This is a genomic window from Hydrogenophaga sp. FW305-3-2-15-A-LB1, from assembly GCF_058787875.1.
This window is the reverse complement of sequence record NZ_JBYTAE010000025.1, coordinates 38,671-63,721: the sequence shown is the minus strand read 5'-3', so window position 1 is coordinate 63,721 and position 25,051 is coordinate 38,671. Positions and strand designations below refer to the sequence as shown.

Below are 25,051 nucleotides of genomic sequence, written 5' to 3'. Positions count from 1 at the left end.
TCCTTCTTCTCTCCATGAACCACCTCCGGTTTCATCTTCCACCTTAACAAGGTGTCTGTGAAACCGGCAGCAGCCCAGCTCTTCGGCTCCACCCCGTTTGAGGTCTGGATAAACGAGGATGCAGAAGCGCTTGATCACTCGGCAGACAGCTGGGACGCATGTCTGAAGCAAGTGCGAGATTGCGACATCCTCATCGTTTTGTACAACGGCGATGCTGGGTGGGCGAAGACGGGCGAGGACATCGGCATTTGCCATGCAGAGTACGCCGAGGGAGTCAAGTACTCTCCCGGCAAGGTCAGAGTGTTGGCTCTGCCCAAGAGCGCATCGACCGGAGACAAAGGCCAAGATGGCAGAAACGCGCGTTTTGCTGCGTTTGTTGAAGCGGCCTCCCCCTTTCGTGGCGGCGAAATTCACACGATTTCAGACCTCTCCGCTGCCGTTCAGAGGACGATCTTCGACGCCGTTCTCGCACAAACCAAGCGAGGCGCAGAGGGCTCCAAAGTCGGTCGCTTCGACCTCGGCGCGTCCCTTGAATGGAGTCGCATGGACTTTGCTGGGCGAAAGAATGTCATGGAGGCCGAGGTTCGTGCGTCCCTGACGGGGCGAGCAGGATACAAGCCCAAGAAGGGCGCGCTGTGCGTATCTATCGCTGGCACCCCAGTGCTGATCAAAGTCCATGCCGTACCGGCTGCGATGAATGTCGCGGCGGCAAGGGAGTTGGTGGGGCGTCCCCATTTGAACGACCATCGCTTGGCACCCGATCTGGGTTCGGGTGGGGGGCCGTTGCATGTCATTGCCTGTCACCGATCGGTGACCGAAACCCAGGCAACTAACCTACTCGGCTTCCCGGATGCGACGGTTGTGAGCAGCCCGTTTGGCATCTACTTGGCTGACAATGTACAGAAGATGCAGTTCGTCTTCCTGGCCAACTGCAGGGACTCAGTCCAGACGAGGATGGCTACCCAGCGATTTTTCGAATGGCTTGAGCAGGCCGGAGAGGCAGAACTACTGGCAGCGAGGGCCAAGGCGCGTGCGAGGATCGTAAGTGCGATTGCCAAAGAGCAGTATTCTTCCGTCTGAAAATTCAAACAAGCTGAGTAGGGGGGCACCATGACCAAGCTGTATCTAGGACCAGTGTTGTCCTTTCGCGGAACCAGTGCCGAGGGTGACTGGGCAGTGACCGCCCTCGTCGGCGTCGATAGCAAGGCAAAAACTCCCGTACTGACCCTCGACGGTATTCAAGTCAAGCCGCCCGTCGTGCTCCTTGAACATGCGGGAAAGAAGTACCTTCGATATGACTTGTCGTGCAAGCAGAAGAAGGAAGAGCGCCGAGTTGAGTACAAGGTCAAGGGCGCTGCCCAGGCATGGTCGTTCACGGTGCCCGGGAAAGGCTATGCGCCACGCATGGCCTACGTTTCGTGTAATGGTTACTCTGAGCCCAGTGCACTGCGCAAGCTCATCAAATCTGAGAATGCCGTCTGGGAGGACCTTCTGTGCAACCATGACAAAACTGTTCGTCCTGCCGGTTACATGCTCGACAAAGAGCAGCTTTGGCATGAAGCGCGCACCAACGACAAGGGTAATCAGCGATTCCACTTGTTGCTCATGGGAGGTGACCAGATCTACTTTGACTCTATCTGGGAAGACTTGAAGCAGCTCAAAGGTTGGATAGGTCTACATCGCGAGAAGCAACTGGACTACGCAGTGAGCGATGAACTAGATAAGGCCATTGAGGACTACTACATCAATCTGTACAGCGCTCGCTGGTTGCCTGTGGAGCGCCAAGCGTGGGGCGCCGACGAGAGGTCCCTGGACGCTGCGCTTGCTATGGCCAGCATGCCCACGGTCATGATGTGGGACGACCACGATATCTTTGATGGTTGGGGCTCGTACAGTCCCCAGATGCAACGCAGCCCGCTGTTCAAGCGACTGTTCTTTCATGCTCGTAGGGCGTTCTGGGTGTTCCAGATGCAGCACGCAATCGAAATGTTGCCTGAGCTCAAGCTGCGCACTGACGTGCAGGTCCGAACGGACGACCCTCTCTTCGAGCGCATTGATTGGGCGAAGGCGCTAAGGGCGGACAAGCTCAAGTTACCACTGCTTCAAAACCAGCCTGGGTTCAGCTTCACGCACGCATTGGGGCCGCTTTTTCTGGTGGTTGCTGATCTACGAACAGAGCGCTCTCATCATCAAGTCCTTGGGCCGCACACGTGGGAGGCCCTGCACGCTTGCTTGAAGGAAGTACTTCCGAATGACCGCAAGCATCCTGGATATGGGTGTCAACACCTCTTGTTTATGTCTTCGGTGCCCGTTGTACACCCCAAGCTGTCGTTGGCAGAAGCGTACATGGACAACTTCGGGTCAGAGCATGTGCTCGACAGCAGCGCAGACGACCTGAAGGATCACTGGACAAATGACGACCACGAGGGCGAACGCAGACGGTTAATCGAAACTCTGCTTGACACGGCCAGGAAGAAACAGCTGCGGGTTTCGATAGTTTCTGGCGATGTTCACGTCGCGGCCTGGGGCACTGCCTACAAGGCAGACGTTGGCCAGCGGGAGAACTGGGCGCACATTCAGCAGTTCACCTCGACTGCTATCGTGCACCCCTCACTGGTCTCTATGTCCGAGCGACTATTCTTCTATGTGTTGAATACGGTCGCACGGCTGAAGCAGTCGCTGGACATCAACTTGCATGCGGAGATGATGTTGTTCCCCGGGTCGAACAGGTACGTGCAAGCTTCCAGGAACTGGTTGGCCCTGGAGCTGGATCTCGGCAAGGGGAACCCAAGCGGAGCGAAGCTGTGGGCGACTTGGCGTTGCGAGACGAAGGATAGCTTCACGAACCACCTGCTGGCTACAGATCCCGTGCACGTAGAGGGTTAAACGAAATGGCGAGTCTCTACTGATCGCTTACGTATGGAAGAACTTAACCGCATCGCAAACGGCTACTTCAGCGCATTTGAAGGCCGCAGTCACTACCCGCCTTTGCTCTCTTGGTATTGGGTCATCTGGGCCGTTATCTTGGTTTTCTGGTTGGCATCCATGGCCCATGCGTTCGTGGCCATCCGTGCCCGGGAAGAGCACTATCCGTTCATGGTTTTCTCGCTTGAGATTTTGTTTCTTGCGAGCTCTCTAATTATTGAGAGCTACAAAAGACGCTCATTGATTTCCACGAATGGTCTTGGCGCGCGAACATCAAGAGAGGAGTTTGACGAGGCAAAAAGCCGCTATTTGAGTCGAGCTCTTCGAAAGAAGCCTAGCCAGTTCGTCGCCGTAGCTCGAGACGCCCAAGAGCTGTTGGCAATGCATGTAAAGCTCCGGTCGGGAAGAGGAACAGCGCCAGCCGAACTGTGGACCAGCGTGTATGACTCAGAACAGAATGCCCGACTCACAGGCATCTTCGTGGGAGCGCTTGCCATTCTCGTCTCGCTTCTTGTTGTCGGCCTGCCTCCCGATGCGCCAAGCATCTTGGAGGTTATGGCGTCCAATGACTTCCTTGCCTACATGAACTTCTGGCTTGGAATTAGCGTCGTAATTTTTGGGCTCGGGTGGATGATTCGATTGATCTGGTTCGAGTTCATGGACATGTCGTCCTTTTGGGGAGCGAGGCTGTCACCCAGGTCGGGATTCCCCCGTATGAAGGTGAACTACCTGCTACGTGATTTGGTGCGGCTACATGTCATCAGCGGGCGGGAGGAAGAGGGGGCCCTCGGACTGCCATACAGACAACATGAGAGGCGGCGTATGAGTCTGGCCGATAGACGATCTTTCATCAGGAGCCGAAAGCGTCGTTGAACCTTAAGCGCGCGGCCATCTTCCACGCATAGGTCCGCATGTGGGAAGGCCGCCACTGGTTGCGGTCCATTAACGGGTCCCGCCGACCGACCGGTCTGTCACTTGCCAGACGTAGATGGAGACGGAGCGTATCGTTTTCTCGGGAGAGAATGCCCCTGCTCGGACGCCCAAGCCATCGGATCGGACGTAGTGAACCGCCAGATCCGCGGGTTTTGAGAGAAAACCATCCCCAAAGTAGGGGAGCCCGGCAAGGCAAGGTAGTTTTGGATTGGTTTATGCACCTAACATGGACAACATCGTCGGCTGCTACGTCAATACTTTCTGAACTTTTATGGCACGTAAGACCTTTTTCAGTTTTCACTACATCCTTGACGTGCAGCGCGCACAGGTCGTGCGCAAGTCGCAGTTCTTTAAGGACCACGGCGAGGCTGGCTTTTACGACGCGTCCGCGTTCGAAAAAGCAAAGAATGAGGACCCTACGGCGCTCAAGCGCTTCCTGCGCAAGGAGATTCAGGGCACCAGCGTGATCTGCGTCCTTATCGGCGCAGAAACGGCCTCACGTCGGTGGGTGCGATTCGAGATCTTGCAGGCGCTTTTCGATGCCCGCGGCCTTATCGGGGTTAGGATCAATACTATCCCTGACTTCAACGGGAAAACGGCGTCGACTGGCGACAACCCCTTCGACCTTCTGGGTGTTTTCCGCAAGGATGGCGCGGTCCAGGTCATCGAGCGCAAGACGGTAAGCGACCCGTGGACCTATACCTCGGACTTTAGTAAGCAGGAACTCGAGACCTGGCCCTACACGCCCAAGCTCCCCCCGCCGGGAAACACAGCTCTCAGCCAGTTCTTCTCCGTCCATAGCTGGACGGGTACGCCGCACGAGAAGATTGAAGGGTGGATCGAAGCCGCCGCTACACAAGCAGGGTACTAGGTCCTTGGCATCCGACGCGGCGCAGACACGGCTCTTCGCTCCTCCGGCGCGAACAGTGGGATCCGTTGCACAAGGTAGGCGTGGAAGTTGATGAAGTGCTCGGGACCTTTTCTCATCATTGACCTGGGATCGGCCCATACCGGCAAACTACCGAAACTGAAGCGATGGAGATCATCTTGTCTGTGCCTGTAATCACCGCCGAGCGAGATCTGCGCAATGCGTCAACCACTAATTCTGAGAGATCTTGAACATGGCCCTCTATCAAGTCGGATTGCTAGGGTCGGTGGATGCAGCGCGTGTAGCGCAGATGAAGGTGACTCTGCAGGAGTTGGTGAGCCCACTGGGCCTGAAGAATGAAATTGAAGTCGTTGCACCAGCCGCCTACGACCCCAAGAACGACTACGCCTCCGTTGCGCTGTACTTTGGTGCCGAAGGTTTGGACCCGGACGAGGCAGCGCTAGTCAAACTGATGCGAGAGGGCACTCCAATAGTACCCATCGTTCCCGACCTCAAGAAGTTCAGCAAGATGATTCCCACGTGCTTGCGAGCAATCAATGGTCTGGAACTGCTGCCTAGTGACAAGGCGCTCATCCGTGCGGCGAACGTTGCGCTTGAGGTTTTGGGGCTGATGCCGCGGCAGCGCAGAATTTTTTTGAGCTACAAGCGTCTCGAATCAACAGAGGCCGCCCTGCAGCTTTTCGAGTATTTGTCGAGCCTGAAGTTCGACGTGTTCTTGGACACACATGGCGTGCCGCCCGGCGACGACTTTCAGGAAGTGCTTTGGCAACGGCTGAGCGACTCCGATGTGCTAGTGATGCTGGATACAGAGAGCTACTTCGACAGTCGTTGGACGAAGCTTGAGTTTGGACACGCACTGGCGAAGTCGCTTGTACCCCTCCGTTTAGGGTGGCCAGGCGTCAAACAGTCCCCACGAAGCCATGCTGCCGAATCCGTGCAGTTCAGCGCCGCTGACTTTGAAGCGGGCGGCAAACGACTAAAAGCAGCGACGCTCGAAACAGCCGGCTTGGCAATTGAGAAGGCGAGAAGTAGGGGCATCGCATTACGCAGTTCCGAGCTGAACAACGCGGTGATCGTTGCAGCACAGAAGATTGATGGACGGTTCTTTGCGCTTGGCCCGAAGCGCACGATCGTCGTAGAGCTCTACTCCAAACACAAGGTCCTGATTTATCCCTCGATCGGTGTTCCAACGGCGGAACATCTTCACGAGGCTTCTCTGCTTGACGCGGACGGGTCGCGCAGAGTGGTGTTCGATGATAGTGGGGTGAGCAGACGAACGCAGGGACACCTGGACTGGCTGGACGGCCAGGTGAAGTCGGCTCGACTGATGCGCAAGGGTCATGCGGCGTGGGAACTTGCCGCGTTGGAGCCCTGATATGAAGCAAGTCTTTCTGTCTGCGGGCATACCGGGCAAAACTGAACTGCCGTGGGGCGCCACGGCTGACCCGATGCTGATTCATTCGGCGGTGCGATCGTTGTGCACCCTTGTCTTCGGCCACAAGCGCATCGTGTGGGGCGGCCAACCGGCTATCACACCGATGATGTGGGCCGCGTGCGAGAACCTCGGCATCGACTACGCCAAGACGGTCCACTTGTACCAGTCGCGATTCTTCGCCGACGCGTTTCCGGAAGAGAACGCGTTGTTCAATAACGTGACGTTCGTTGACGCAGGTCCAGACCGCGCGTCAAGCCTCTTGTCGATGCGCAAGGAAATGTTCAAGAACGAATTCGAGGCCGGGGTGTTCATCGGCGGCAAGGACGGAATCCTCGACGAGTTCGACCTGTTTCGTGCCGCGAATCCGAAGGCTGGCGTCGTGGTGCTGACCTCCACTGGCGGCGCAGCCAAGGAGTTGGGCGAGAAATATCCAGAGTTGAGCGCGCCCGGCGGGGATTTCATCGACTACCTGACATACATGGCAGGGTTCATTGACGTAACTGGCCCAAAGCGAAAGCCGAAGCCCAAGCAAGCACCAAAAAGGGCGAGGAGATCCAAGTGACGAACGCAACCAAGCGTCGAGTGTTCTACAGCTTCCACTTCCTCAACGATGTCTGGCGCGCGGGCCAGGTGCGCAACATTGGTGCGGTCGAGGGAAATACCCCCGTCTCCCACAACGAGTGGGAGGACGTCAAAAAAGGTGGAAATGCAGCGATCGAGAAGTGGATTGATCAGCAGTTGGCGGGCAGAACTTGCACGATTGTTCTCGTTGGCGCCGAGACGGCGTCGCGCCCTTGGGTGCAGCACGAAATTGCGCGGTCTTGGAACAAAGGCATGGCGGTTATGGGGGTTCGCGTTAACAAGCTGCTGAACTCCCAAGGCCAAGCGAGTTACGCTGGGGACAATCCATTTGACAAGGTGACGCTAAAGAGCGGCGCTCGATTGAGCACCTTGGTCAAGTTGTACGACCCCGCCGGCGCAACTAGTCAAGCTGCCTATTCGACGATCGCCAATAACCTGACGGCATGGATCGAAGAGGCCATCAAGTCGCGCTGAGAGTCGAAATTGTCTGTTGGTCACGAGCAGCTCAAACCGGGAACGCCAGTCGGCCAGCTGTCGACCCGCTTGAACGATCGCTTTCCCCCGTTGCTCCGTTGTCTTCTAAGCATCTGGTCGTCAAGTAGGCGGCAGGTAGTTGCCATTGGACGCCTTGGATCGACCGGCCGCAATCGCTGCGGAGCTTCGGACACCAAACTGCTATCCGAAGAGGCTGCATCGACGGTCATCGGATAGCATGCTGTCACTCTAGCTACAAGATGACCCGAGACACATGAGCATATTGCAGTCGAAACCAGGTGAGGAGCACGGTGCCGCGCGTGAGCAAGTTGTGACTGTTCTGGAACTCATGGAAACTCGCATGCTGTGGTCGGCCGCTAAGGCGATCATCTCCGCGACAGGCATCCACGTGAGTCGAGGATGGCAAGAGACCCTCGCACATGCCCGCGAAGACTCATACAGCGACGCGATGTGGATGAATGCATACAAGTCGCTTTCCACGGCTGCCCGGTGGCACACCTACGTGGGCAACAAACACGTCAGCTTCTTCGACCTACGAGAGCAGAACGAGAACTCCAAGGCTCAAGTGCTGGATTGGGCCTTGAAGCGTGCCGTCGACGACCTCCGGCCGATGGTACGCCGTCGACCGTTCGATATCCTCGACGCGCCGATCCACAAAGCCGACCTTGAGCAGTACAAGACCTCGGAGCCGAAGTTGCTCGCGGCTGATTTGCACGACGGCAAGCTGTACCTGCAGTTCTTCAGCACACGCGCGTACTCGATGCGGGAACCGCTAGACATCACTAAGATGGGCGCTGCACAGATCAAGCTCTTCGAGGAATACGAAGAGGTGATCGGCGTCAAGACACGCCTTGTTCCGTGCTTCGACACCGTGGTTGTCGACACCACCAATGATCTTGTCGAATTCCGCATCGACTTCCAACCGGGCATGACCGAGGACAAGAACAGCACGGCCTTTGCGCGCGTGATGAACGAACTTAACCGCGCCACTACGAAGTTCATCGGACAGGGGGCCGTCGGCGTTGGCCTCATGAACCTGCATCCGGCCATCAACCCGATGTATCTGGACGCTGCTTGCGGTCGGGTGACGGCGCTTGGCTTCGTGGCGACGAGCAAGGCATCCTCATCGAACAATCACGGCCAGATTCATCGCACGCGGACCCAAGACTTTCGCAAGGACAGCTTCCATGTCGGCGGCAAGCAACATGTTGATAAAGTTGACCCCTACACGATCGGCATCACTTGGCCTGCCAAGCCGCCCAAGGGCGACCTGTACCTCGAATTGAAGGGTAGCGTCCGTGCGATCTACTCGGGCAAGCTGCGAGCGGTCACCACCGCCGAGTTCCTTGGTTGCCTAGACGGTGCAGACTACGACTTCATCGCCGACCAAGTTCTGCGCCGACTGCCTCGAAGGAAAAGGTGAACGTGATCGGGATCATTCAGGACGACTGGGCTCACGAGCCCCGCGTCAGGGACGCGTGCCTGCACATGTGGAGGGAGCTCGCCTCACGCGAAGTGCACCTCGACCACTACACCTTCGACGACCTTCGGCAGTTCGCTGAGCAGGCTGATCCAGCCGTGGTGTCGCAGGCTTTGCTGTATCTCTCAAATCCAAAGCTTAGGATTCTCAAGACCTGCCTGATGTACGAGTTCAACGGCGGGTTCTTCGAACTGCCGGATGACGAGGTGAACCACTACTCGCGGGGCGAGGAGGTCTTCCATCCGGAGTACGGCGAACCGATCGGTGAGGCGGAAATACTGGTCTGCTTCACCCCAGGCGCTTGCCTTCAAAAGAAGGCGGCTCGATGACATCGATATCGCTCCAAGACTTTGAACGCTACTCATCGAAACGCGCCGTCCAGGCATCTTTGCGCCGCGCAAAGATCAGTGAGGAAGGGTCTTACGAGGAGTTCGTTGACCAACTCTACGACGACATCGATCAGCTTATCTACTCAATGCAAGCAGGCCGTGAGGTCAGGCAGAAGGACAGCGAAGACCGCCTCAGCGCCGAGGTCCTCTTCGGGCTCCGCCTGCATGGATACGAAGCCATTGCCGATAGCAAGACCGGCGGGCACGTCGACCTGTCGGTGAAGATGGGTGAGTTTTCATGGATCGGTGAAGCCAAGAAGGACGGTAACTTCCATGAAGGCTTCCTTCAACTGACCACGCGGTACGTGCCCGCCTCGGGGAATTTCGCGCACAACCAGGGCGGGCTGATCTTCTACTTGATAGCTACGCCAGACGCTCGCGCAAAGCTTGACACCTGGCGCGACGATCTGACTTCCAAGAGCCATACCTGCCTCGATTGCAAGCGAAACCAGCTGGCCTTCTACTCGGACCACAAGCTCGAAAGTTCGGGAACGAACTTCAAGGTTCGGACGATGGGGGTCGCTCTGTATCACAAGCCGAAGGACAAGTCGGCGCGCACGTCCGCCGCAAATAAGACGGCCAAGCAGGCGACAGCAAGCAAGCCGAGCCGAGCGCTCAAGTAGGCAAAAAGAAGCAGGTGGTCTGCGCCTATCGCCGTGCTTGAGACCTGTACCTATTGGGCTCTCTGCGCTTGACGCACTTCTTCATCCATTGGTCTATGGCATGACTGCACGACCCGCACGTCAGCAAGCCGTAGCCGCGGTTAAGGGTGAAGCTGAATATCTAAGTTCCGTGTCTGCTACTGCCCTTGACGTATCGAAAACACATGTTATCGATACAGGGACCCCCAGATTTTTCTGCAGCGTGCAGGGAAGGGGAGACACCCACCGTCAATGCACTCTCACGAACACACCTCCGATTCCATTGCCTCTCACATCCACAGGCCCCCGTGCTGGCCCGAGCTTGCCGCAGGCGCCACACGCTTCGCACAACTGGGTCTCATGACCATCGAGACCCAGTGGCTGGCCAACTTCGCCAGCACCTGCACCCGGCGCGCTTACGCCGCCGACGTCCGGGACTTTGCGGCGTTCTCGGGGTTGCAAACCCCGTCCGAGTTGCTGCAGGTCGCGCGCTCCCATGTGCTGGCCTGGCGCCACCACCTGCAGGCCCAAGGCCTGTCGCCGAGCACGCAGCGGCGCAAGCTCGCGGCCCTGTCCTCGCTGCTGGAGCATCTGGTCGATGAGCAGCTCATCCCCACGAACCCGGCACGCGGCGTGCGCAGGCCACGCCTGGAGAGTCACGAGGGCAGGACCCCGGCGCTCTCACTGGAGCAAGCCCAGGCCCTGCTGGAGGCGCCCGATGCGAACACGCTCAAGGGCCTCAGAGACCGCGCTATCCTGGCCGTCATGCTGCTGGGCGGTCTGCGCCGCGCCGAGGTGGTGGCCCTCAGGGTGCGGGATTTTGATTGTCAGCGCGCGGGTGTGTCGCACCTGCGAGTGTTGGGTAAGGGTGGCAAGACGCGGTTCATTGCCGCTGCACCCCTCATGCGCGAGAGGGTGCAGCGCTACCTGGCGATGAGGGGCGCACAGCCTCAAAGCGATGAGCGCCTGTTCGTTCGGATGAAGGCTGTCCGCCGTCACTCCGGTGCCGGGTGCGATGTCAATCCTCAAGGTCGTCCTATCGAGGAAGACGGTGGACTATTGAATGACAGCGGCAGCACCGGGCGACGCACCAGCGCGCCCCTGGAAATTGGGCCGTACACCGCGTCGTTCGAGCGCAGGCCGAAGAGTCCTCAAAATCTACAGACCAACGCTTCTAATCAGTCGCGGCGTCAGGGGCAGCCCGACACACCACTCAAGTCTTCTGGACTCACTGCGGGCGCTGTGGCCCAGCGCATTGTGCAGCCCTACTTGGCGCAGATCGGAGTGGTGGGGGAGCGGTTTTCTGCGCATGCGCTGCGGGTCACAGCCGCCACGCTCGCTTTGCGTGAGCGCGCCGATCTCAACGAAGTGCGGCACTTCCTGGGGCACGCCTGCATCACGACAACCACCGCCTACGACCGGCGCTGGAGCGATGAGAACCAGCCAGTGAGCCTGGTCCTTCCGCTGGGCTGAGGTCCTCGGCGGCAGGGGGCCTGCGGCAGTGCAGTGTGAGTCGATGTCCATCTCATTTTGGTCATCGACATCTGAGCGAGAGGATCTGCAAAAAGAGGATCTTGTGGACTTGACGTGGAGAGATTTCGTGAGAGCTTGGATGAAAGGAGATCACGAAATGACAACCGTAGCGACCAAACCATCCCATTGCGTTGAACCAAAATTCACCACCGAATGCTCGCATAAACGCATATCCAAATGCACGCCCGAGGTCGGTCTCGTGCACCGTATCGACGTCGGTATCCACATGCTCGCCACCGAGCGTCTCATCATCGAATTGCGCAGCATGGACGCAGGCGAACTGACCACCCTCTATTCTTGGGTGGGTCGGGTTGTCGATCCGGCATGGGTGCGCACTCTCATTGCAAGTCCACAGGCGCTGGAGTGGCGCGATGTCCGGCGTAACCATCTTCGTGGTGGTGAGTCGTACGCCCGTCAGCACACACTGTACGTTCATATTTACGCACCTTTCGAACCTCGCGCGAACGACGCGAACACCCATGAGCGTGTTCAGCGTCGCTTCCTCGATTGGTACGCCTCAGGGGTTGCCAGTACTTCACGTCAATCTTGAGCGTGGTGTCCGCAAAAGATCGAGAGTGATCAATTCCCGCGATAGCCGACTGCGTTGTGTTAATGCTAGTTGGGCACCCGTGGCTCCTAAATTGCCATTTTATCCTGGGCCCGTGCCGCCCGTGCCGGATAGCCGAATCTGTAATCGCGAGCGTCTAGGAGTGGTTGGCACACCGTCGTCGAGCTGCACACATAGGCCGATGAGATTAACGAACTTTACGAACTTGACGTACAAATCGAAGTGATCGAGAATGCCTTTACGCGCTGCAACGAGGCAGCTCGTGAACCGGAGAGCACACATGCTGACTTGGGACGAACCCACGAAATCTGGCCACCCTGCGAGGTCCAGCGTCTTTGCCTGTTACCAAATCATTCGCCGCAATGGGGCCGTCGTATCGTTTGAGCCCTCAAAAATCGCCCTAGCCATCATGAAGGTGTTCCTGGCGGTGCGTGCCACCAGCGAGATTGCGCAGCGCACCTGTAGTAGGTGGCTTGACGATGTGTGGAACGCGCTCATTCCACCCAAGGGCAGTGCACCTGTGATTGCGAGAGCAACTGCGTGCGATCGGCCGCTCTCTCAGGCCTCGCATCAACGCCAGGTCAAGCAGCCTGGGTTCTTCGGCAGCAGCAAGCCCGATATGCGCAATGCACCCTGAACGGGTGTTCAAGACACGACCGCCATGAACACATTGACTTCTCCTTTTTCTGTTGCCCTTGACTCTCTCAACCCACATCGCTCCAGTACGGTCGACCCCTACGCCAGTGAGGCGCAGACGACTGTGTTGTTGCGCCGTGGTGCCGAGTACCGGCGCCAACGAATCATTGCCTCGGACATGATCACGACTGAAGAAGCGGCGGAGCTAAGCGGGACGACCCGCGTGACGATCAACGCTTGGATCAAGAGTGGCCGCTGCATCGGCGTGACGCATTTGCGTCGTGGCTTCAAGATTCCGAAATGGCAGTTTGAGCCCTACGTCTTCCCGGTGATTCAGGCGCTGTCTGAAGCCTTGGGCACCGCCGATGGTTGGCAAATGCTGTCGTTTTTGGAAACGCCGCACGACGCACTTGACGGACTGGCGCCACGCATCGCCCTGGAGCAGGGCGTGCCTGGCCGTCGCATCGTTGATCTGGCAACAGCAGAAGGGCATTGAGCTTGCCTGCACATGAAATTCAAAGACCTGAACCCACCCGTTGTAGAACTCCCATCCCCCTGCGTACTGCACCGCGTCCAGCTGATCCGGCCCCGAGCCAGTAGTCTGCGAATGAATGGTTTGTCCATGCCCCCCGTCGGCTTGATGCAAGGTCGATTTTGTTTGTCAAACGAGCCTGTTGCCTACTCGGCAGATAGCCCCGAGACAGCGCTTTACGAATCGTTGCTCAGGCGTGAAACTGTGAGCAGAGCCCTTTCTGATCTGCGCCGCAGATGCCTGGTTGAGTTCGTGACAACAGGCTCATTGCGTTTGGCCGACCTGCGCGGCCTTGCCGAGCCCTACCCCGTGCTGCAGTCGCTACGAATAACGCAAACACAGGAGCTGGCCGTCGAGTGCAGAGCGATGGCGCTGGATGGCGTGGTCTACGCGTCAGCGCAACATCCCCAGCACTTCTGTGTTGCGCTGTTCCATTCCGGCATCGGACTACTGAGCAAGCGAGGCTCGCAACGACTCGTTAAACCAAGGACCAATCGGCTGCTGCAGGTGTTGGAGATCGCATTATGGAATTCGGGTGTGCCGTTAGACGCGAGTTGATCATTGTTGGGCGGTTGTAGGCGGCTCCCCGCATGAGGCATGGCAGCAGTCGCGTTTGAACGCTTCCTCCTCACGTTCTGGCTTACGGCGCTATTCATAAGCTGTACAGCGTATTGAGCATTTTCAGCGTATCATATCTCTGAACGCATAAATACGCTGTACAGCACATCATCACGGAGGTCGCTCCATGCTTCAGGAACGCCACGCCACCGAAAAGCTCCTCGATCACTTCCGCACAGCACTCAGTGAACGATTCCCGGTTCAGAGCATGGAGGTCGAGCACGAACCCAGGCTGCGCGACGGGCGCCGCGGTGACCTTGGTCTGGCGATCACCATCGACGGCGAGCAGAACCATGTCCTGGTTGAATTCAAGCGACACGCCTTTCCGCGGGATATCGAGGTGGCGCGAAGGCAACTCGCTGACTTCGCTGGCGCTGACCCGCGCATCAACCAGGTCATGGTCTGGGCGGAATCGCTCAGCGAAGGGGCCCGAAAATCGCTGGAGTCCGCCGGTATCGGCTACTTCGACGGCAGCGGCAGCCTCTCCATTCGGTTGGGCGCGCGCCAACTGCTCATCGACCGCCCCCCCCTGAAGCCCAGTTGGCGGGACGTAGGCTCTCTTTTTACGCCCGAGCGCGAAAAAGTGCTGCACGCCCTGCTGCTGCACTGGGACGCCTGGCGCACAGGCTCCGACCTCGCGCAGGCGTCAGGTGCCAGCCCAAATACGGTCTCTGTGCTCATGCGCGAGTTGGAGAAGCGCGGCATGGTCCAGAGCGAAGGAAACGGGCGCAGTGTGCGCCGCCAGCTAACGGATCCAGAGGTCCTTCTGGACACATGGGCAAAGGACTGGGGGAGCAGAAAGGTCAGCAAGCCCCGCTGGTTCGCCTTCACCCAGAACCCGGCCTCCCTTGGGGAGATGCTGGCCAAACGTATGGGAGAAGGACATCACAATGACTGGGCCTTCACTGGACAGTACGCTGCGAACAGCATTGCGCAACTTCTCACCGCCGTCAGCGGCTATGACTTGATCGTGCCGCTAGGGGCGACCTCGGCTGTTGCCGAGCAGCTGGGACTCAAGCGCGCCGACAGAGGCTTTAACGTCACTCTCCACGAGTGCGAAGATTTCGCTCTGCAGCATCGCCTCCACCTGGCTGATCGACCGGGATGGTTTGCCAGCCCGGTTGTCCAATACTTGGAACTGGCAAACGCAGGCGGGCGCAGCGGGGAACTGGCAGGCCAAGTGAAGAAGCAACTTCTCGCTGGAGGTGCACGCGATGTCTGACTCCAAGCCAGAAAGCGCGTCGGGCTATTCACTTGAAGTCACCGAGGCTTGTGAACAGGCGCTGGTCACCGTACTCGGGTGCATGGGCAGCCTGAAGGACACGGTACGCTTGGTCGGTGGACTGGTGCCCAGGTATCTCACCCCGGAGAGCCCGCCCGAGGTGCCAGCGCACGCGGGCACCTCTGACCTTGATCTGGTGATCGACCTCGCCGTGATCGCCGCCGGCGAGGACTACACCCCCATCTCGACCCGCCTCAAAGAACGTGGGTTTTCGAAGATGAAAAGGGAGCAGGGCGGTGTGTCCTCATGGCAGTGGGAGGCCAAGACAGAGCGGGGCGTGCCGGTGCGCGTGGAGTTTCTGTGCGATGCGACTGGCGACGAACCCGCGCGGCTTCGCTCGCTGGGTGCGGAATCGATTTCGGCGATGGCCATCCCTCACATGTCGATTGCGCAAACCCTCTATGAAACGAAAGAGGTGAAAGCGCAACTGCTGGACGGCAAGGGCGTTGCCGTGGAGCGCATTCACTACGCCAACCAGCTGGCATTTGTTGTGCTCAAGGCCATCGCGTTCGACCAGCGCGGCGCGAACAAGGACGTGGGGGATCTCATCCACGTTTTGCAGTACGGCAGCGACTTGGAGGAGGGCGCTCGCGCGTTCGCGGCGCAGTTCAAACAGGGTGCCCACCGTGCTGCGCTGGAGAGCGCGTTGGACTGCCTTCGACGCAGCTTCTGCGCCCGCGGTGACACGGAGGGCCATTTCATGAAGGGTTCGGTCGCCTACGGCCGATTTCACAAGCCCGACAACGTCGACGAACGCCTGCAGTTGCAACTTCAGGCCAGTGCTCTGGTGGATATGTATGTACAGCTGGTCCAGGCGGAAATTGAAAAGGGCTGAGTCCGCGACGGCCCGCAAACGAAGCTTGGGACACGGCGAGGCTGGCCGCAGACTGCTCGAAAAGAGAAAGAGGGCACGATAGCCCCCTTTGCACGAGATCAGCGCCGATTACAGAGCGGCGTCCTTGACCTTCTTGAAGAAGCGAGCCTTGACCTTGACCGATGCGGGCTTGGCGGCAAACATGCGCTCGACCTTGGTGAATGGGTCAATTCCCTTGCGGGCCTTCTTGGCAGGCACTTGGGTGGCAGCGACTTTGAAGACGCCTGGCCAAGTGAACTCGCCCGCGCCCTTCTTGGACAAAGACGCGAGGATGGCCGCCTCCAGTGAGCCGAGCACGGCCTTGACCGTTTTGGGCTCGGCACCGGAGGCTTGCACCAGGTGGGCGACCAGCGTGGTCTTGTTGAAAGTTTCCTTGATCGGCTTGAGCACGCTCACCTGTTTGGTGACGGTCTTCTTCGCGGCTGCCTTGGGGGCTGCCTTCTTTGCAGTGGCCATTCTTTTGTGACTCCACGGTTGGGTAAATAGGACGCTGCGCCATTCGCGCAGTACGTGGAGTTTATGGCGGCAGGAGAGGCGCCTTTTTCTCGCATGGCATGAGTTGCTCAATCCATGTGCTGGTCTCGACACCGCAGCCGGTCTGTTGAGCGCCACAAGTGCGGCCTCTCAGTGGAACGTTGGTCGGCGGCTGTAGACGTTTTGCCGAACGATTGATAACATGTAGATGTTTTTCCAGTTTCAAAGATGTTCTGGCGATTGCAACGTCCTGCTGGTCGCTCCAACACACAAAACCCATGCCGCATCCCACTCCTCGCCTGTACTTGGGTTACGAGTCGTTAATCCGACGTTTCGGTTTGCGCGTGCCGCCTCTGCAGCGGATTTTTGTGGCGACCGAGCAGACGCTGGAAAGGCATACCTTCACCCCAGACGGCAGTGAGCGCATCGAGTTGCCTTTGAGGCGCCTGAGCGATCCCGAGGCATATACGGGCCAACTCACCTTTGCGCTCAAGCGAGAGCACTTGAACCTGACGGTGCTGGGGGCGCTCTTTGAACATCAAGAGGCTCGTGACGGCGTACAGGAATGGCTGCATGCCATGCCCAGCTCGCGTTACTCTCGAATGGCTGGCCACCTCGTGGAATGGCTCTCTGAGCACAAGTTGGACTACGACATGCCCGCCGGCAACCCGCGAATTTTCTTGCTCGACCCGGTGCACCATGTTTGCGGGCCCAAGGTGCTGGACGCCAAGTTCGGCATCATCAACAACGTGCTTGGTGGTCGCGCGTACAGCCCGCTCGTTCGTCGAACGCCTCGGCTTACAGCCTTGCTGGAGGAGGGACTTGCTGAGAAGGTGAAAACCGCCATGAGCAGCATCGAACCCGAGATGCTGGCCCGCGCGGTGGACTACCTCTACCTGTCCGAGACTCGCTCGACCTACAACATCGAAAACGAAATCCCCGACAGCCATCGCGCGGGCCGGTTTCGCAAGCTGCTGGAATCCGCCGGCGAACCCGGCCCACTCACGGAAGAGCAACTGTGTGCCTGGCAGAACCAGATCGTCAGCGACCACGCAGCGGAGTACCAGTACCGCCCCAAGCAGAACTGGTTGTCCCGTCCAGGGCGTATGCGCAACATCGCAGACTTCATTCCACCGCCCGTCGCACTGGTCGACCCCATGATGGATGACGTTGCCGCACTGGCAACAGCCGCGTCCAACGGCGAGCTCGATCCTGTTGTCGCGGCCACTTGCGCCTCGTTCGGTCTGGTGTTTGTGCACCCCTTCTTTGACGGCAACGGGCGACTGCACCGGTTCTTGCTCCACCACGTGCTTCGCCAGGCCGGTTTCACCCCCGGGGGCGTCGTGCTGCCTTTGTCGGCCCGCATGCTGAGCCAGCTTGAGCGCTACTCGAAGCTGTTGAAGAGCTATTCACGCCCACGCACGGATCTGCTGGAATACATGCTGGACGGCGATAGCGCAACGATCCTGGTCAAGTCACCACAGCCGCAGTGGCTGTACGCTTACTTCGACGCAACCGATCTGTGCGAATTCATCCTGGAATGCTGCAAGCTGTGCGTTGAAGAGGATCTGCTGTCCGAGGTGATCTACCTGCGCGCTCACGACAACACGGTCAAGGACTTGGAAGCCTGGCTGGACATGCGCCAGTCCCAGCTGAATACCCTCATCGATGTCATCGTTCAGGGCAACGGCACGCTGTCCAAACGCAAGCGCAAACTGGCGGAAGGCCTGACCGATGAGCAACTTGCCAGGGTGGAGTCCGTCGTAGGCGAGCACTTTGCGGCATACATCGACGCCCGCGTCTGAGTAGATGTTTTTCCGTGGATACGGGCGTTGGTAGACGAATTTCCGCAGTCAAAGACGTTTTTTCAAGTGGTTGGTTTTGGAATGAACGTTTCTGCCACCGCTCGTGCTTCCGGGCTTGGCCCGTCCGAACCAAGGAATTTGCCGTATGACCTCTTGGTCGGCACGGTAAGGTCACGGCCCTGGTGTGCGTTTTCTGGTTATCTACCCAGCATGCTGAGCCTATGCACGACCCTGCACCTCGGCCGACATGCCGCGCCAGGGAACGTCGCTTACTTTGGTAGAGGAGAGCAACACTAGACTAGCTTCTTCGGCGGCGTTCATATGGCGCGCGCCAGCGGGTACTCACTGCCGGCCTGGATAGCGGCGCTCCAGGACAGTAGACTATCTTCATGATCGGGCGCTGCCAGCGCCGTGACCAACGTCGACTTGCCTTCGGTGAACGTGCTCGCCTTGTCGATCGCGACGGTGTCGACACTGTGCGCGACCTCCAGAGTTTCGGCATCCTTGATCAGGATGCCTTGGCGAACGGCCACCCCGGTGCCGGCCATGCTGCCTGTGGACGTCGCAAGGTCCACGGCCCACGGCACGCGGACACGCGATCAACAGCACCACCGGAACAAGGACGGCACTCACGCGGTCAACGCTACGCTGTAGCGGCGCTTTCTCGGCCTGCGCCGACTCGACCATACGAACGATGCGCGAGAGCGTGGACTCCGCGCCCACCGCAGTGGTTTCCACCCGCAGCAGTACCCGGGCATTGACGGCGCCGCCGGTGACCTTGTCGCCCGCGTGCTTGGCCACCGGCAGACTCTCGCCTGTGATCAGCGATTCGTCCACCCGGCTGGAGCCGATGGTGACTACACCGTCGACCGGAATACGCTCTCCCGGGCGCACCACCACGATGCCCCCGATCTTTACCTGCGAAATCGCAATATCCACGTTGCCATAAGGCATACGTGCGCGTGCCACCTTGGGCTTGAGGGTGTTGAGCGCCGCGATGACGGCGGTGGTATGGCGCTTGGCGCGCGACTTGAGCCATTTGCCCAGCAGAACCAGTGTGACGATCACCGCTGCGGCTTCGAAGTACGGGTGCGGCGTGCCGTGCTCCGCGTGCTTGAACAGCAGATAGACGCTCAGGCCGTATCCGGCGCTGGTACCCTGGGCCACCAACAGGTCCATGTTGCCGGCACCTGCTCGCACGGCATTCCAGCCCGCGCGGTAGAGGCGCGCGTCCAGCCAGTACTGCACCGGTGTGGCCAGTGCCAGCCTTCCAGTCTGTTCGGTGGCGAACCGACCATCGTGCTGCGCCGCCGCACACTTTATTGGTCGGGGACCGTCTTCCGGCCAGCTTTCTTGATTTGCATCAAGACGGCTTGAGCCCACATGTTTAGCCTTGAATTGTTTCCACAGTTCGTCTGACCAAGATGCACATTCACCGCCGCTCGCTGCGCCATGCCACCAGGATCATCCTGGCGGTGTGGCTGTTTGCATTGGGCGCCGGGGTGGCCAATGCCTGCCTCTTGAGCGAGCCTGACCACGGCGGTCACGATTCTTCAACGGTGTCACCACACCATGAATCGGTTGCACAAGGCCATCACCGCGCACAAAGCGACCCTGTTGATGCGGGATGCTTGAGGTTCTGTGATGAAGCACCGCTGGCCATCACCAAGGTCGATCAGCCCCTCGCCGACGGCAGTTCGGGTTGGGTGGGCGTGCTTTCGCGGACTGGGGCGCCAACCATGGCCACACCCACCGCAGTTCAGCTGCGGGTACACGCCACCAGACCCCCGCACATGGCTTCGCCCATCGCTGCGCGACCCCATCGTTTGACCTTGTAGACCGCTTCGCAGCCCATTGCGAAGAGCGCTCTTGCTGTCTGGGTCACCCAGATGGCGTCCCATCTCCTGTCTGGCATCCCCTTTGTTGCCGCCTGCGGCGGCTCCCCCATTCCTTCAAGAACACCATCATGAAAACCATCCACACCCTCCTCACGCTTTCGACCGCCGTCTTGCTGACCGCTTGCGCGAACCCCAACGCCCCGGCAGCGGGTCCCATGTCGGCGGCCAATGCAGATCAACACGCTGCGCATCTAGCAGCTGTGGCACCGTCTGGGGCGCCGTCAGCCATGCACGACCACATGAAAGACATGCAGGCCATGCGCGACAAGATGATGAATGCCAAGACGCCAGCAGAGCGCCAGGCCTTGATGGCCGAGCACATGAAAACCATGCACGAAGGCATGGCCATGATGAAAGGCATGAAGGGGATGGGCAGCATGCACGGCAAGGCGGGCATGCCGGGAATGGCGGGCATGAAGGACATGCCCATGGACATGTCCAAGCACCATCAGATGATGGAGATGCGCATGGACCTGATGCAGACCATGATGGAAATGATGATGCAGCGCATGCCGGATGGAACCATGCCGCCCGCCGGCAAGTGAAGGAGATCACGATGAACATCATCGATCTCGATGTGCAGGGCATGACCTGCGGTGCCTGCGTCCAGCGCGTCACGACGGCCCTGGCTCCAATCGACGGTGTGCAAGACGTCGCAGTGGATCTGCGAGCTGGCCGTGTGAGGGTCACAGCTGAGGCGAACGTGGCGCCATCGCAGCTGATTTCTGCATTGGCGGCAAGGCGCTACGAAAGCGAGGTGGTCACAAATGGCGCCCCGTCGGGTCAGGCAACCGACAGTCCGCCACCGCCAGCTGCGCCCAAGGGCGGTTGCTGCTGCAGTTGACCCCACCACGGGCTTGGCAAAGCCAGCCTGAAGATTGGAGCCATGCCATGGAGTCACATCGTCATCACGAACACCGTCACGCTGGAGGCCCGGGTGCGCCGGCCTCTCTACCTGTGACATCTCCGCTGGAAGGCACGGGCTACACCTGTCCGATGCATCCGGAGATCCGACAGGACCAGCCGGGCAACTGTCCCAAGTGCGGCATGTCGCTGGAGCCGGTCATGCCGGCGCTGGACGAGGCCGAGAACCCCGAGTTGCTCGATTTCCAGCGCCGCTTCTGGTGGACCCTGCCGCTCACGGTGGTGGTGGCCGTGTTGGCGATGTTCGGCCACAGCTTCGGCTGGTTCGAGATGGCGACCCAGAGCTGGATCGAACTCGTGCTCACCGTGCCCATCGTGCTGTGGGCCGGCTGGCCGTTTTTTGTGCGGGGCGCACAGTCGGTGCTGAACCGCAGCCCCAACATGTGGATCCTCATCAGCCTGGGCACGGGTTCGGCGTTTGTCTACAGCGTGGTGGCCACGGTGGCGCCCCAGGTGTTTCCCGATTCGTTCGTTTCGATGGGGCGCGTGTCGGTGTACTTCGAGGCGGCGGCGGTGATCATCTCGCTCACCTTGCTGGGCCAGCTGCTGGAACTCAAGGCGCGTGCGCAAACCTCGGCGGCCATTCGCTCGCTGCTGGGGCTGGCGCCCAAGACCGCGCGGCGCATCCAGCCCGACGGGCAGGAGGAAGACGTGCCGTTGGCCCATGTGCATGTAGGCGATAAATCTCGACCTCTTCATTGCTTCTCCTTGCGCCCCTTCGGGCTTGCCGGAAAGCAACCGTGCCTCTAGTTTTGAAAAGTCCGGAATTCGGGGGAGACGTCAGAATTAAAGGAAGAGGGCGAGTAGCCCAATAAAAGCGCACGAACTGGACCAAAGCTACTGACAACGGGCGTTCAGCAGTCGGGTTGCGACGTCAAACGCAACAAGGTCCTCTTCAGTACGCGCTGCGAGATGGGCACCTTCCAGCATGGCCAGGGTCGCGGGCGCCTCGTATGCCGGATCAAGGATTGCCGATATGGACCCGTCCCTTTGGCCGAGTTCGAACGTCGCAGTGATCCATTGCAGGATCATTGCGCGGACGGCGCTGACTTTGGCGATGACCACTTCAGACAAGCTTTCCCGGCTGGTTGAAAAGGCAACGCACAGACAAACGGTGCGGCCATCATCCAGGGCTGCTCGGTACAGGGCAATCAGGGCCTTGAGGCGTGCACCGGCGGTGGCGTGGGTTGCTTCGATCTCGGCCAGGCGATGCTGCAGGTTGGTCTGATATCGCTCGATCAATGCTTCGGAAAGATTGGCCTTGGTCGGAAAATGGTGGTGGATCGACGCTTTTCGAATGCCGATCGCCTCTGCCATATCGCCATAGCTGAAGCCGTCGAAACCCCGTGACCGGGCTGCGTGTTCAGCAAAATCCATCAGGGCGACTCTGGTGTCTCTGTTCGTTGTCATTTCACCTTTCTATGTGTCCTAGGTTTGCCAGCGCCAGCTCCGATGCTTCCAGCGCCCCCTCAAGGTATCCTCCGAATTTAGGCGCCACCTCGGTCCCGGCAAGGATCAAATCGCCATCCCAAAGTCCATTGAGAACGCGGGGCAAACCGTATTGCGAGTTGACATGTGGCGCCTGTCCGTCCAGTTCGGTCGCTGTCAAGCGGTCATAAGCCCAGTCCTTGAGACACAGAATACTTGGTGTGGCGGCTTCTGGTCCGAACAGACGGATCAACTGGGCCTGTATCTGTCGGCGCAGGGCCTGTTGGTCGGATCGCGCCCTGGGCGGCACGCCGATGAACCCGAAAAGGGCATAAGGCCCGCCTGAGGCCGGGCTGGCATCATGGATTTCGACCACCGGACCATGACGACTCATGGCATCACCGGAAAGGCCAGCCTCAAGCCAAAAAGGCCGATCATAGACAGCCACGGCCTTGGCATGGCCTGCCATCCAGGTTGCGATTCCCTCCAGCTCTGTCAACGCAGCGATTGGCAGCGTCGGCGTAAAGGACATTCTTACGGCCATGCGCGGGGGCAGGGCCAGAACCACCCGCCGTGCCTGGATGCTCACGCCATCCTCAGACGTTGCGATGATCCCCGGTGCTGCCCGGGTTAGCATACGGATCGTTGTCGAAACACGGCGTCGTTGCGCCGGAACCTCATTCTCAAGGGCCGCGATCAAGGCGCCCAACCCCCCCTCCAGCCGCCAGGCCCCCTGCGTTGAGGCATACCCTCGTCCACGATGAACACGGCCCTGCTCATTCTCGAAGATCACATCGCCCTGACAGAACTGATCGAACCGGGACAGCCCTAAGCGTTCGGTGAGCGCTGCGATCCTGGGTTGTCCTGGCCAAAACCACGTGGGACCCAGATCAAAATGAGCGGCACCCTCGCGCACGGTCAGGATGCGACCGCCCAAGCGGTCACGCGCCTCGACCAAAAGGAAATCGCGGCCTTGTGCAGCAAGCTTTGCAGCCAAGGCCAGCCCGGACAGGCCACCACCGATGATCAGGGTATCGGTCAGCATCGCTCAAGACACCTCGCCAGCGAAGGACAACCGATTCGTCTTTGTTGGCCACACAGTCGTCACGATAGACACCCGCGGGTCGGTAGCGGTGGTGCTGTAAGCTCTGCCGGGGAATCTGCCGTAGCCATGGCTAAGCAGCGGGTGCTTTGGCAAATGGCAGGTGTCCTGTCTTCATCCAGATTTTCGCGCCATCGCCCGTCGCCATCGCGGACAAGCTTTGGCCTTCGGGCAGGCGCAGCCAAGTGTGCTTTCCCAGTATCTCGCCTTCCACGGTGAGAGCGCCGTTTATCACCAGCAGCTCTATCCCGCCGGACACCTCAGACTTCAGAGTTGCGCCCGCCTCAAGCCTGCTGTAACTGACGGTCTCACGATGGTCCTCATATAGCATTGCGCTGGCAATGCCATCCACCGGGGTGCCCAGTTCGGCTTCCATGTCCTTGCGAAACTGTGTGCGATCCGCCATGTCGAATTGCCATAATTTCACAAAGATCGTGCATCCCTCGTCAGAGCCTGGCGTATGGGACGTCGTTGGGGGGTTGCGCACATAGGTGCCGACAGGAAAATCACCGTGCTCGTCTTGAAACACTCCATCGAGCACGATGAACTCCTCGCCCCCCGTATGGGTATGTGCCGAGAACTTGCTGTCCGGCGCATACCGCACGATGGTCGTGGCGCGGGCAACTTCGCCCCCAATTCGGTCCAGCATGCGCCGCTCTACCCCCTTCATGGGCGAGGGTCGCCATTCCAACTCGCGCGAATGCACCACAACACGCTTGGAAAAATCTGCGTTGATCTCCATGAAACCCACTCCTTTGACCCCTACAACCCGGAGATCGCGCATTAACCGGCAATCGAAGGACGGGCTGCAACCTTTGCACGCCAAGCATGGAGATTGACCAGGGACTCGGGGATTTCAACCTTGGCGAAATCCGCAAACGCCAGACCCGCAAAGGCAGTGATGTCAGCGATAGAGAAGTTGTCGCCTGCGAGAAACTCATTTTCCGACAGAACGCTATCCAGATAGGCCATGGTAGCGCTAGCAACTTCCCTCTGCTTGTTGCCCCATTCGGCGCATTGCCAGGTCTCCAGATCCGGACCAAGGCCGGGAGTAGCGTGATGGAAATAGGCGCCGACCGCGTTCATCAAACCGTTTTCTGCCCGCAGATTCATCATCGTGATGCGGGCACGCTCCTTTGGGGTTGCGCCGGTTAGGGAAGGACCATCGAAAACGCCATCGATATATTCAGTGATGGCGTTGCACTGGGCGATACAGGTGCCGTCGTCAAGCTCCAGCAGGGGCACGGTAGCATCCGGATTTTTCGCTTTGAAAGCATCGCAGCGGTGCTCGCCGCTCATCACATCCACTGGGACGAATTCAACCTTGTCCGTTGCATCCTTTTCTGCCAGAGCGATGCGGACTCGCAGTGGGTTTGGAAAGCCTTTGATGTCGTAGATTTTCATTGAGTGTTCTATTGACGATTTTTGTAACGCGCCATTGTACTACCTATCAGTAGGTTGTCAATTCTTATGTGCGGCTTTACAAACAGGCCCCAGGACCAAGCGAAATTCGCTGCTTCAGCTGAGCTGAACCGTTCGCGACATTCACATGATCGGCAGGATCAGCGCGACCCAGCGACGTCAAGTGGAACACCTTCTGCGCTGTTC

General features: G+C 59.1%; 26 protein-coding genes and 1 pseudogene. 21 read left to right on the top strand and 6 right to left on the bottom strand.

Annotated elements, in window-relative coordinates; translation table 11 throughout:
* Positions 1–57: 57 nt before the first annotated feature.
* The 17 genes from AC3WPZ_RS10035 (at position 58) to AC3WPZ_RS09955 (ending at position 15,773) form a co-directional block, all read left to right on the top strand.
* Positions 58–1,080: a DUF4062 domain-containing protein gene (locus AC3WPZ_RS10035; protein ID WP_492439384.1), complete on the top strand. Its 1,023-nt coding sequence runs from the start codon at positions 58–60 to the stop codon at positions 1,078–1,080.
* A 30-nt stretch (positions 1,081–1,110) separates the two neighbouring features.
* Positions 1,111–2,886 carry an alkaline phosphatase D family protein gene (locus tag AC3WPZ_RS10030; protein ID WP_492439382.1) on the top strand — a complete coding sequence of 592 codons (1,776 nt, stop codon included), beginning with the start codon at positions 1,111–1,113 and terminating at the stop codon, positions 2,884–2,886.
* Positions 2,887–2,919: 33 nt separating this feature from the next.
* Positions 2,920–3,798: a hypothetical protein gene (locus tag AC3WPZ_RS10025; protein ID WP_492439380.1), complete on the top strand. Its 879-nt coding sequence runs from the start codon at positions 2,920–2,922 to the stop codon at positions 3,796–3,798.
* A gap of 331 nt (positions 3,799–4,129) precedes the next feature.
* The gene (locus AC3WPZ_RS10020) at positions 4,130–4,729 is read left to right on the top strand and encodes a TIR domain-containing protein (protein ID WP_492439378.1); all 600 of its coding nucleotides are present in this window, start codon (positions 4,130–4,132) and stop codon (positions 4,727–4,729) included.
* Positions 4,730–4,979: 250 nt separating this feature from the next.
* A complete protein-coding gene (gene thcB4 / locus AC3WPZ_RS10015) occupies positions 4,980–6,122 on the top strand; it encodes a Thoeris type III anti-phage system protein ThcB4 (RefSeq protein ID WP_492439389.1) in 1,143 nt (380 codons plus the stop codon).
* 1 nt (position 6,123) lies between these two features.
* Positions 6,124–6,744, top strand: a complete 621-nt coding sequence (gene thcA / locus AC3WPZ_RS10010; protein WP_492439376.1) for a Thoeris type III anti-phage system protein ThcA — start codon at positions 6,124–6,126, stop codon at positions 6,742–6,744.
* Positions 6,741–7,238, top strand: coding sequence for a TIR domain-containing protein (locus AC3WPZ_RS10005; RefSeq protein ID WP_492439374.1), 498 nt, complete (start codon positions 6,741–6,743; stop codon positions 7,236–7,238). The genes thcA and AC3WPZ_RS10005 overlap by 4 nt, the downstream gene beginning before the upstream one ends.
* A gap of 274 nt (positions 7,239–7,512) precedes the next feature.
* Positions 7,513–8,682 carry a hypothetical protein gene (locus AC3WPZ_RS10000; protein WP_492439372.1) on the top strand — a complete coding sequence of 390 codons (1,170 nt, stop codon included), beginning with the start codon at positions 7,513–7,515 and terminating at the stop codon, positions 8,680–8,682.
* 2 nt (positions 8,683–8,684) lie between these two features.
* The gene (locus AC3WPZ_RS09995; protein ID WP_492439370.1) at positions 8,685–9,068 is read left to right on the top strand and encodes a hypothetical protein; all 384 of its coding nucleotides are present in this window, start codon (positions 8,685–8,687) and stop codon (positions 9,066–9,068) included.
* Complete coding sequence (locus AC3WPZ_RS09990; protein ID WP_492439368.1) at positions 9,065–9,751, top strand: hypothetical protein; 687 nt, start codon at positions 9,065–9,067, stop codon at positions 9,749–9,751. The genes AC3WPZ_RS09995 and AC3WPZ_RS09990 overlap by 4 nt, the downstream gene beginning before the upstream one ends.
* A gap of 378 nt (positions 9,752–10,129) precedes the next feature.
* A complete protein-coding gene (locus tag AC3WPZ_RS09985) occupies positions 10,130–11,242 on the top strand; it encodes a tyrosine-type recombinase/integrase (RefSeq protein WP_291087662.1) in 1,113 nt (370 codons plus the stop codon).
* A 157-nt stretch (positions 11,243–11,399) separates the two neighbouring features.
* Positions 11,400–11,852 carry a hypothetical protein gene (locus AC3WPZ_RS09980; protein ID WP_291087659.1) on the top strand — a complete coding sequence of 151 codons (453 nt, stop codon included), beginning with the start codon at positions 11,400–11,402 and terminating at the stop codon, positions 11,850–11,852.
* A 298-nt stretch (positions 11,853–12,150) separates the two neighbouring features.
* Complete coding sequence (locus AC3WPZ_RS09975; RefSeq protein WP_291087714.1) at positions 12,151–12,507, top strand: hypothetical protein; 357 nt, start codon at positions 12,151–12,153, stop codon at positions 12,505–12,507.
* A gap of 24 nt (positions 12,508–12,531) precedes the next feature.
* Complete coding sequence (locus tag AC3WPZ_RS09970; RefSeq protein WP_291087657.1) at positions 12,532–13,002, top strand: MerR family transcriptional regulator; 471 nt, start codon at positions 12,532–12,534, stop codon at positions 13,000–13,002.
* A 12-nt stretch (positions 13,003–13,014) separates the two neighbouring features.
* On the top strand, positions 13,015–13,596 hold the full coding sequence (locus AC3WPZ_RS09965; RefSeq protein WP_291087654.1) for an RES family NAD+ phosphorylase: 582 nt from the start codon (positions 13,015–13,017) through the stop codon (positions 13,594–13,596).
* 187 nt (positions 13,597–13,783) lie between these two features.
* Positions 13,784–14,878, top strand: coding sequence for a helix-turn-helix domain-containing protein (locus AC3WPZ_RS09960; protein WP_291087652.1), 1,095 nt, complete (start codon positions 13,784–13,786; stop codon positions 14,876–14,878).
* Positions 14,871–15,773 carry a hypothetical protein gene (locus AC3WPZ_RS09955; protein ID WP_069047377.1) on the top strand — a complete coding sequence of 301 codons (903 nt, stop codon included), beginning with the start codon at positions 14,871–14,873 and terminating at the stop codon, positions 15,771–15,773. The genes AC3WPZ_RS09960 and AC3WPZ_RS09955 overlap by 8 nt, the downstream gene beginning before the upstream one ends.
* Positions 15,774–15,881: 108 nt before the next feature.
* Here the strand turns inward: AC3WPZ_RS09955 and AC3WPZ_RS09950 are convergent, their stop codons facing one another.
* Positions 15,882–16,268: an HU family DNA-binding protein gene (locus tag AC3WPZ_RS09950; RefSeq protein ID WP_291087649.1), complete on the bottom strand. Its 387-nt coding sequence runs from the start codon at positions 16,266–16,268 to the stop codon at positions 15,882–15,884.
* A 296-nt stretch (positions 16,269–16,564) separates the two neighbouring features.
* Here AC3WPZ_RS09950 and AC3WPZ_RS09945 point away from each other — a divergent pair, with 296 nt between their 5' ends.
* Entirely contained in the window at positions 16,565–18,091 is a 1,527-nt protein-coding gene (locus AC3WPZ_RS09945; RefSeq protein ID WP_291087647.1) for a Fic family protein, read from the top strand.
* A gap of 387 nt (positions 18,092–18,478) precedes the next feature.
* On the opposite strand, the gene AC3WPZ_RS09940 is transcribed toward AC3WPZ_RS09945, so the two are convergent.
* Positions 18,479–19,339, bottom strand: coding sequence for a P-type ATPase actuator domain-containing protein (locus AC3WPZ_RS09940; protein ID WP_492439364.1), 861 nt, complete (start codon positions 19,337–19,339; stop codon positions 18,479–18,481).
* Positions 19,340–20,057: 718 nt separating this feature from the next.
* On the opposite strand from AC3WPZ_RS09940, the gene AC3WPZ_RS09935 reads away from it, so the two are divergent.
* From AC3WPZ_RS09935 to AC3WPZ_RS09925, 3 genes and pseudogenes are all read left to right on the top strand, one after another.
* Positions 20,058–20,534, top strand: a complete 477-nt coding sequence (locus tag AC3WPZ_RS09935; protein WP_056278503.1) for a hypothetical protein — start codon at positions 20,058–20,060, stop codon at positions 20,532–20,534.
* Positions 20,535–20,545: 11 nt separating this feature from the next.
* On the top strand, positions 20,546–20,833 hold the full coding sequence (locus AC3WPZ_RS09930) for a heavy-metal-associated domain-containing protein (RefSeq protein WP_056278500.1): 288 nt from the start codon (positions 20,546–20,548) through the stop codon (positions 20,831–20,833).
* Positions 20,834–20,880: 47 nt separating this feature from the next.
* A pseudogene (locus AC3WPZ_RS09925) lies at positions 20,881–21,603 on the top strand (heavy metal-binding domain-containing protein); the annotation flags it as partial.
* A 147-nt stretch (positions 21,604–21,750) separates the two neighbouring features.
* Here AC3WPZ_RS09925 and AC3WPZ_RS09920 read toward each other — a convergent pair.
* From AC3WPZ_RS09920 to AC3WPZ_RS09905, 4 genes are all read right to left on the bottom strand, one after another.
* Positions 21,751–22,323 carry a TetR/AcrR family transcriptional regulator gene (locus AC3WPZ_RS09920; protein WP_056278498.1) on the bottom strand — a complete coding sequence of 191 codons (573 nt, stop codon included), beginning with the start codon at positions 22,321–22,323 and terminating at the stop codon, positions 21,751–21,753.
* 1 nt (position 22,324) lies between these two features.
* Positions 22,325–23,386 (bottom strand): flavin monoamine oxidase family protein, encoded by a 1,062-nt coding sequence (locus AC3WPZ_RS09915; protein ID WP_492439361.1) that lies wholly within the window; start codon positions 23,384–23,386, stop codon positions 22,325–22,327.
* Between the two features lie 130 nt (positions 23,387–23,516).
* Positions 23,517–24,185, bottom strand: coding sequence for a cupin domain-containing protein (locus AC3WPZ_RS09910; RefSeq protein WP_056278601.1), 669 nt, complete (start codon positions 24,183–24,185; stop codon positions 23,517–23,519).
* Between the two features lie 41 nt (positions 24,186–24,226).
* Positions 24,227–24,847: a glutathione S-transferase family protein gene (locus AC3WPZ_RS09905; RefSeq protein ID WP_056278490.1), complete on the bottom strand. Its 621-nt coding sequence runs from the start codon at positions 24,845–24,847 to the stop codon at positions 24,227–24,229.
* Positions 24,848–25,051 lie beyond the last annotated feature (204 nt).

What these genes read in the sequence shown, in the direction of transcription:
- AC3WPZ_RS09985 (WP_291087662.1), top strand. Translation starts at nt 10,130, where the DNA reads ATGACCATCGAGACCCAGTGGCTGGCCAACTTCGCCAGCACCTGCACC.
- AC3WPZ_RS09935 (WP_056278503.1), top strand. Translation starts at nt 20,058, where the DNA reads ATGAAAACCATCCACACCCTCCTCACGCTTTCGACCGCCGTCTTGCTG.
- AC3WPZ_RS09910 (WP_056278601.1), bottom strand. Translation starts at nt 24,185, where the DNA reads ATGGAGATCAACGCAGATTTTTCCAAGCGTGTTGTGGTGCATTCGCGC.
- AC3WPZ_RS09920 (WP_056278498.1), bottom strand. Translation starts at nt 22,323, where the DNA reads ATGACAACGAACAGAGACACCAGAGTCGCCCTGATGGATTTTGCTGAA.
- AC3WPZ_RS10025 (WP_492439380.1), top strand. Translation starts at nt 2,920, where the DNA reads ATGGAAGAACTTAACCGCATCGCAAACGGCTACTTCAGCGCATTTGAA.
- AC3WPZ_RS09915 (WP_492439361.1), bottom strand. Translation starts at nt 23,386, where the DNA reads ATGCTGACCGATACCCTGATCATCGGTGGTGGCCTGTCCGGGCTGGCC.
- thcB4 (WP_492439389.1), top strand. Translation starts at nt 4,980, where the DNA reads ATGGCCCTCTATCAAGTCGGATTGCTAGGGTCGGTGGATGCAGCGCGT.
- AC3WPZ_RS09990 (WP_492439368.1), top strand. Translation starts at nt 9,065, where the DNA reads ATGACATCGATATCGCTCCAAGACTTTGAACGCTACTCATCGAAACGC.
- AC3WPZ_RS09905 (WP_056278490.1), bottom strand. Translation starts at nt 24,847, where the DNA reads ATGAAAATCTACGACATCAAAGGCTTTCCAAACCCACTGCGAGTCCGC.
- AC3WPZ_RS09975 (WP_291087714.1), top strand. Translation starts at nt 12,151, where the DNA reads ATGCTGACTTGGGACGAACCCACGAAATCTGGCCACCCTGCGAGGTCC.
- AC3WPZ_RS09980 (WP_291087659.1), top strand. Translation starts at nt 11,400, where the DNA reads ATGACAACCGTAGCGACCAAACCATCCCATTGCGTTGAACCAAAATTC.
- AC3WPZ_RS09930 (WP_056278500.1), top strand. Translation starts at nt 20,546, where the DNA reads ATGAACATCATCGATCTCGATGTGCAGGGCATGACCTGCGGTGCCTGC.
- AC3WPZ_RS10000 (WP_492439372.1), top strand. Translation starts at nt 7,513, where the DNA reads ATGAGCATATTGCAGTCGAAACCAGGTGAGGAGCACGGTGCCGCGCGT.
- AC3WPZ_RS10020 (WP_492439378.1), top strand. Translation starts at nt 4,130, where the DNA reads ATGGCACGTAAGACCTTTTTCAGTTTTCACTACATCCTTGACGTGCAG.
- AC3WPZ_RS10030 (WP_492439382.1), top strand. Translation starts at nt 1,111, where the DNA reads ATGACCAAGCTGTATCTAGGACCAGTGTTGTCCTTTCGCGGAACCAGT.
- thcA (WP_492439376.1), top strand. Translation starts at nt 6,124, where the DNA reads ATGAAGCAAGTCTTTCTGTCTGCGGGCATACCGGGCAAAACTGAACTG.
- AC3WPZ_RS09960 (WP_291087652.1), top strand. Translation starts at nt 13,784, where the DNA reads ATGCTTCAGGAACGCCACGCCACCGAAAAGCTCCTCGATCACTTCCGC.
- AC3WPZ_RS09950 (WP_291087649.1), bottom strand. Translation starts at nt 16,268, where the DNA reads ATGGCCACTGCAAAGAAGGCAGCCCCCAAGGCAGCCGCGAAGAAGACC.
- AC3WPZ_RS09955 (WP_069047377.1), top strand. Translation starts at nt 14,871, where the DNA reads ATGTCTGACTCCAAGCCAGAAAGCGCGTCGGGCTATTCACTTGAAGTC.
- AC3WPZ_RS09965 (WP_291087654.1), top strand. Translation starts at nt 13,015, where the DNA reads ATGAAATTCAAAGACCTGAACCCACCCGTTGTAGAACTCCCATCCCCC.
- AC3WPZ_RS09970 (WP_291087657.1), top strand. Translation starts at nt 12,532, where the DNA reads ATGAACACATTGACTTCTCCTTTTTCTGTTGCCCTTGACTCTCTCAAC.
- AC3WPZ_RS09945 (WP_291087647.1), top strand. Translation starts at nt 16,565, where the DNA reads ATGCCGCATCCCACTCCTCGCCTGTACTTGGGTTACGAGTCGTTAATC.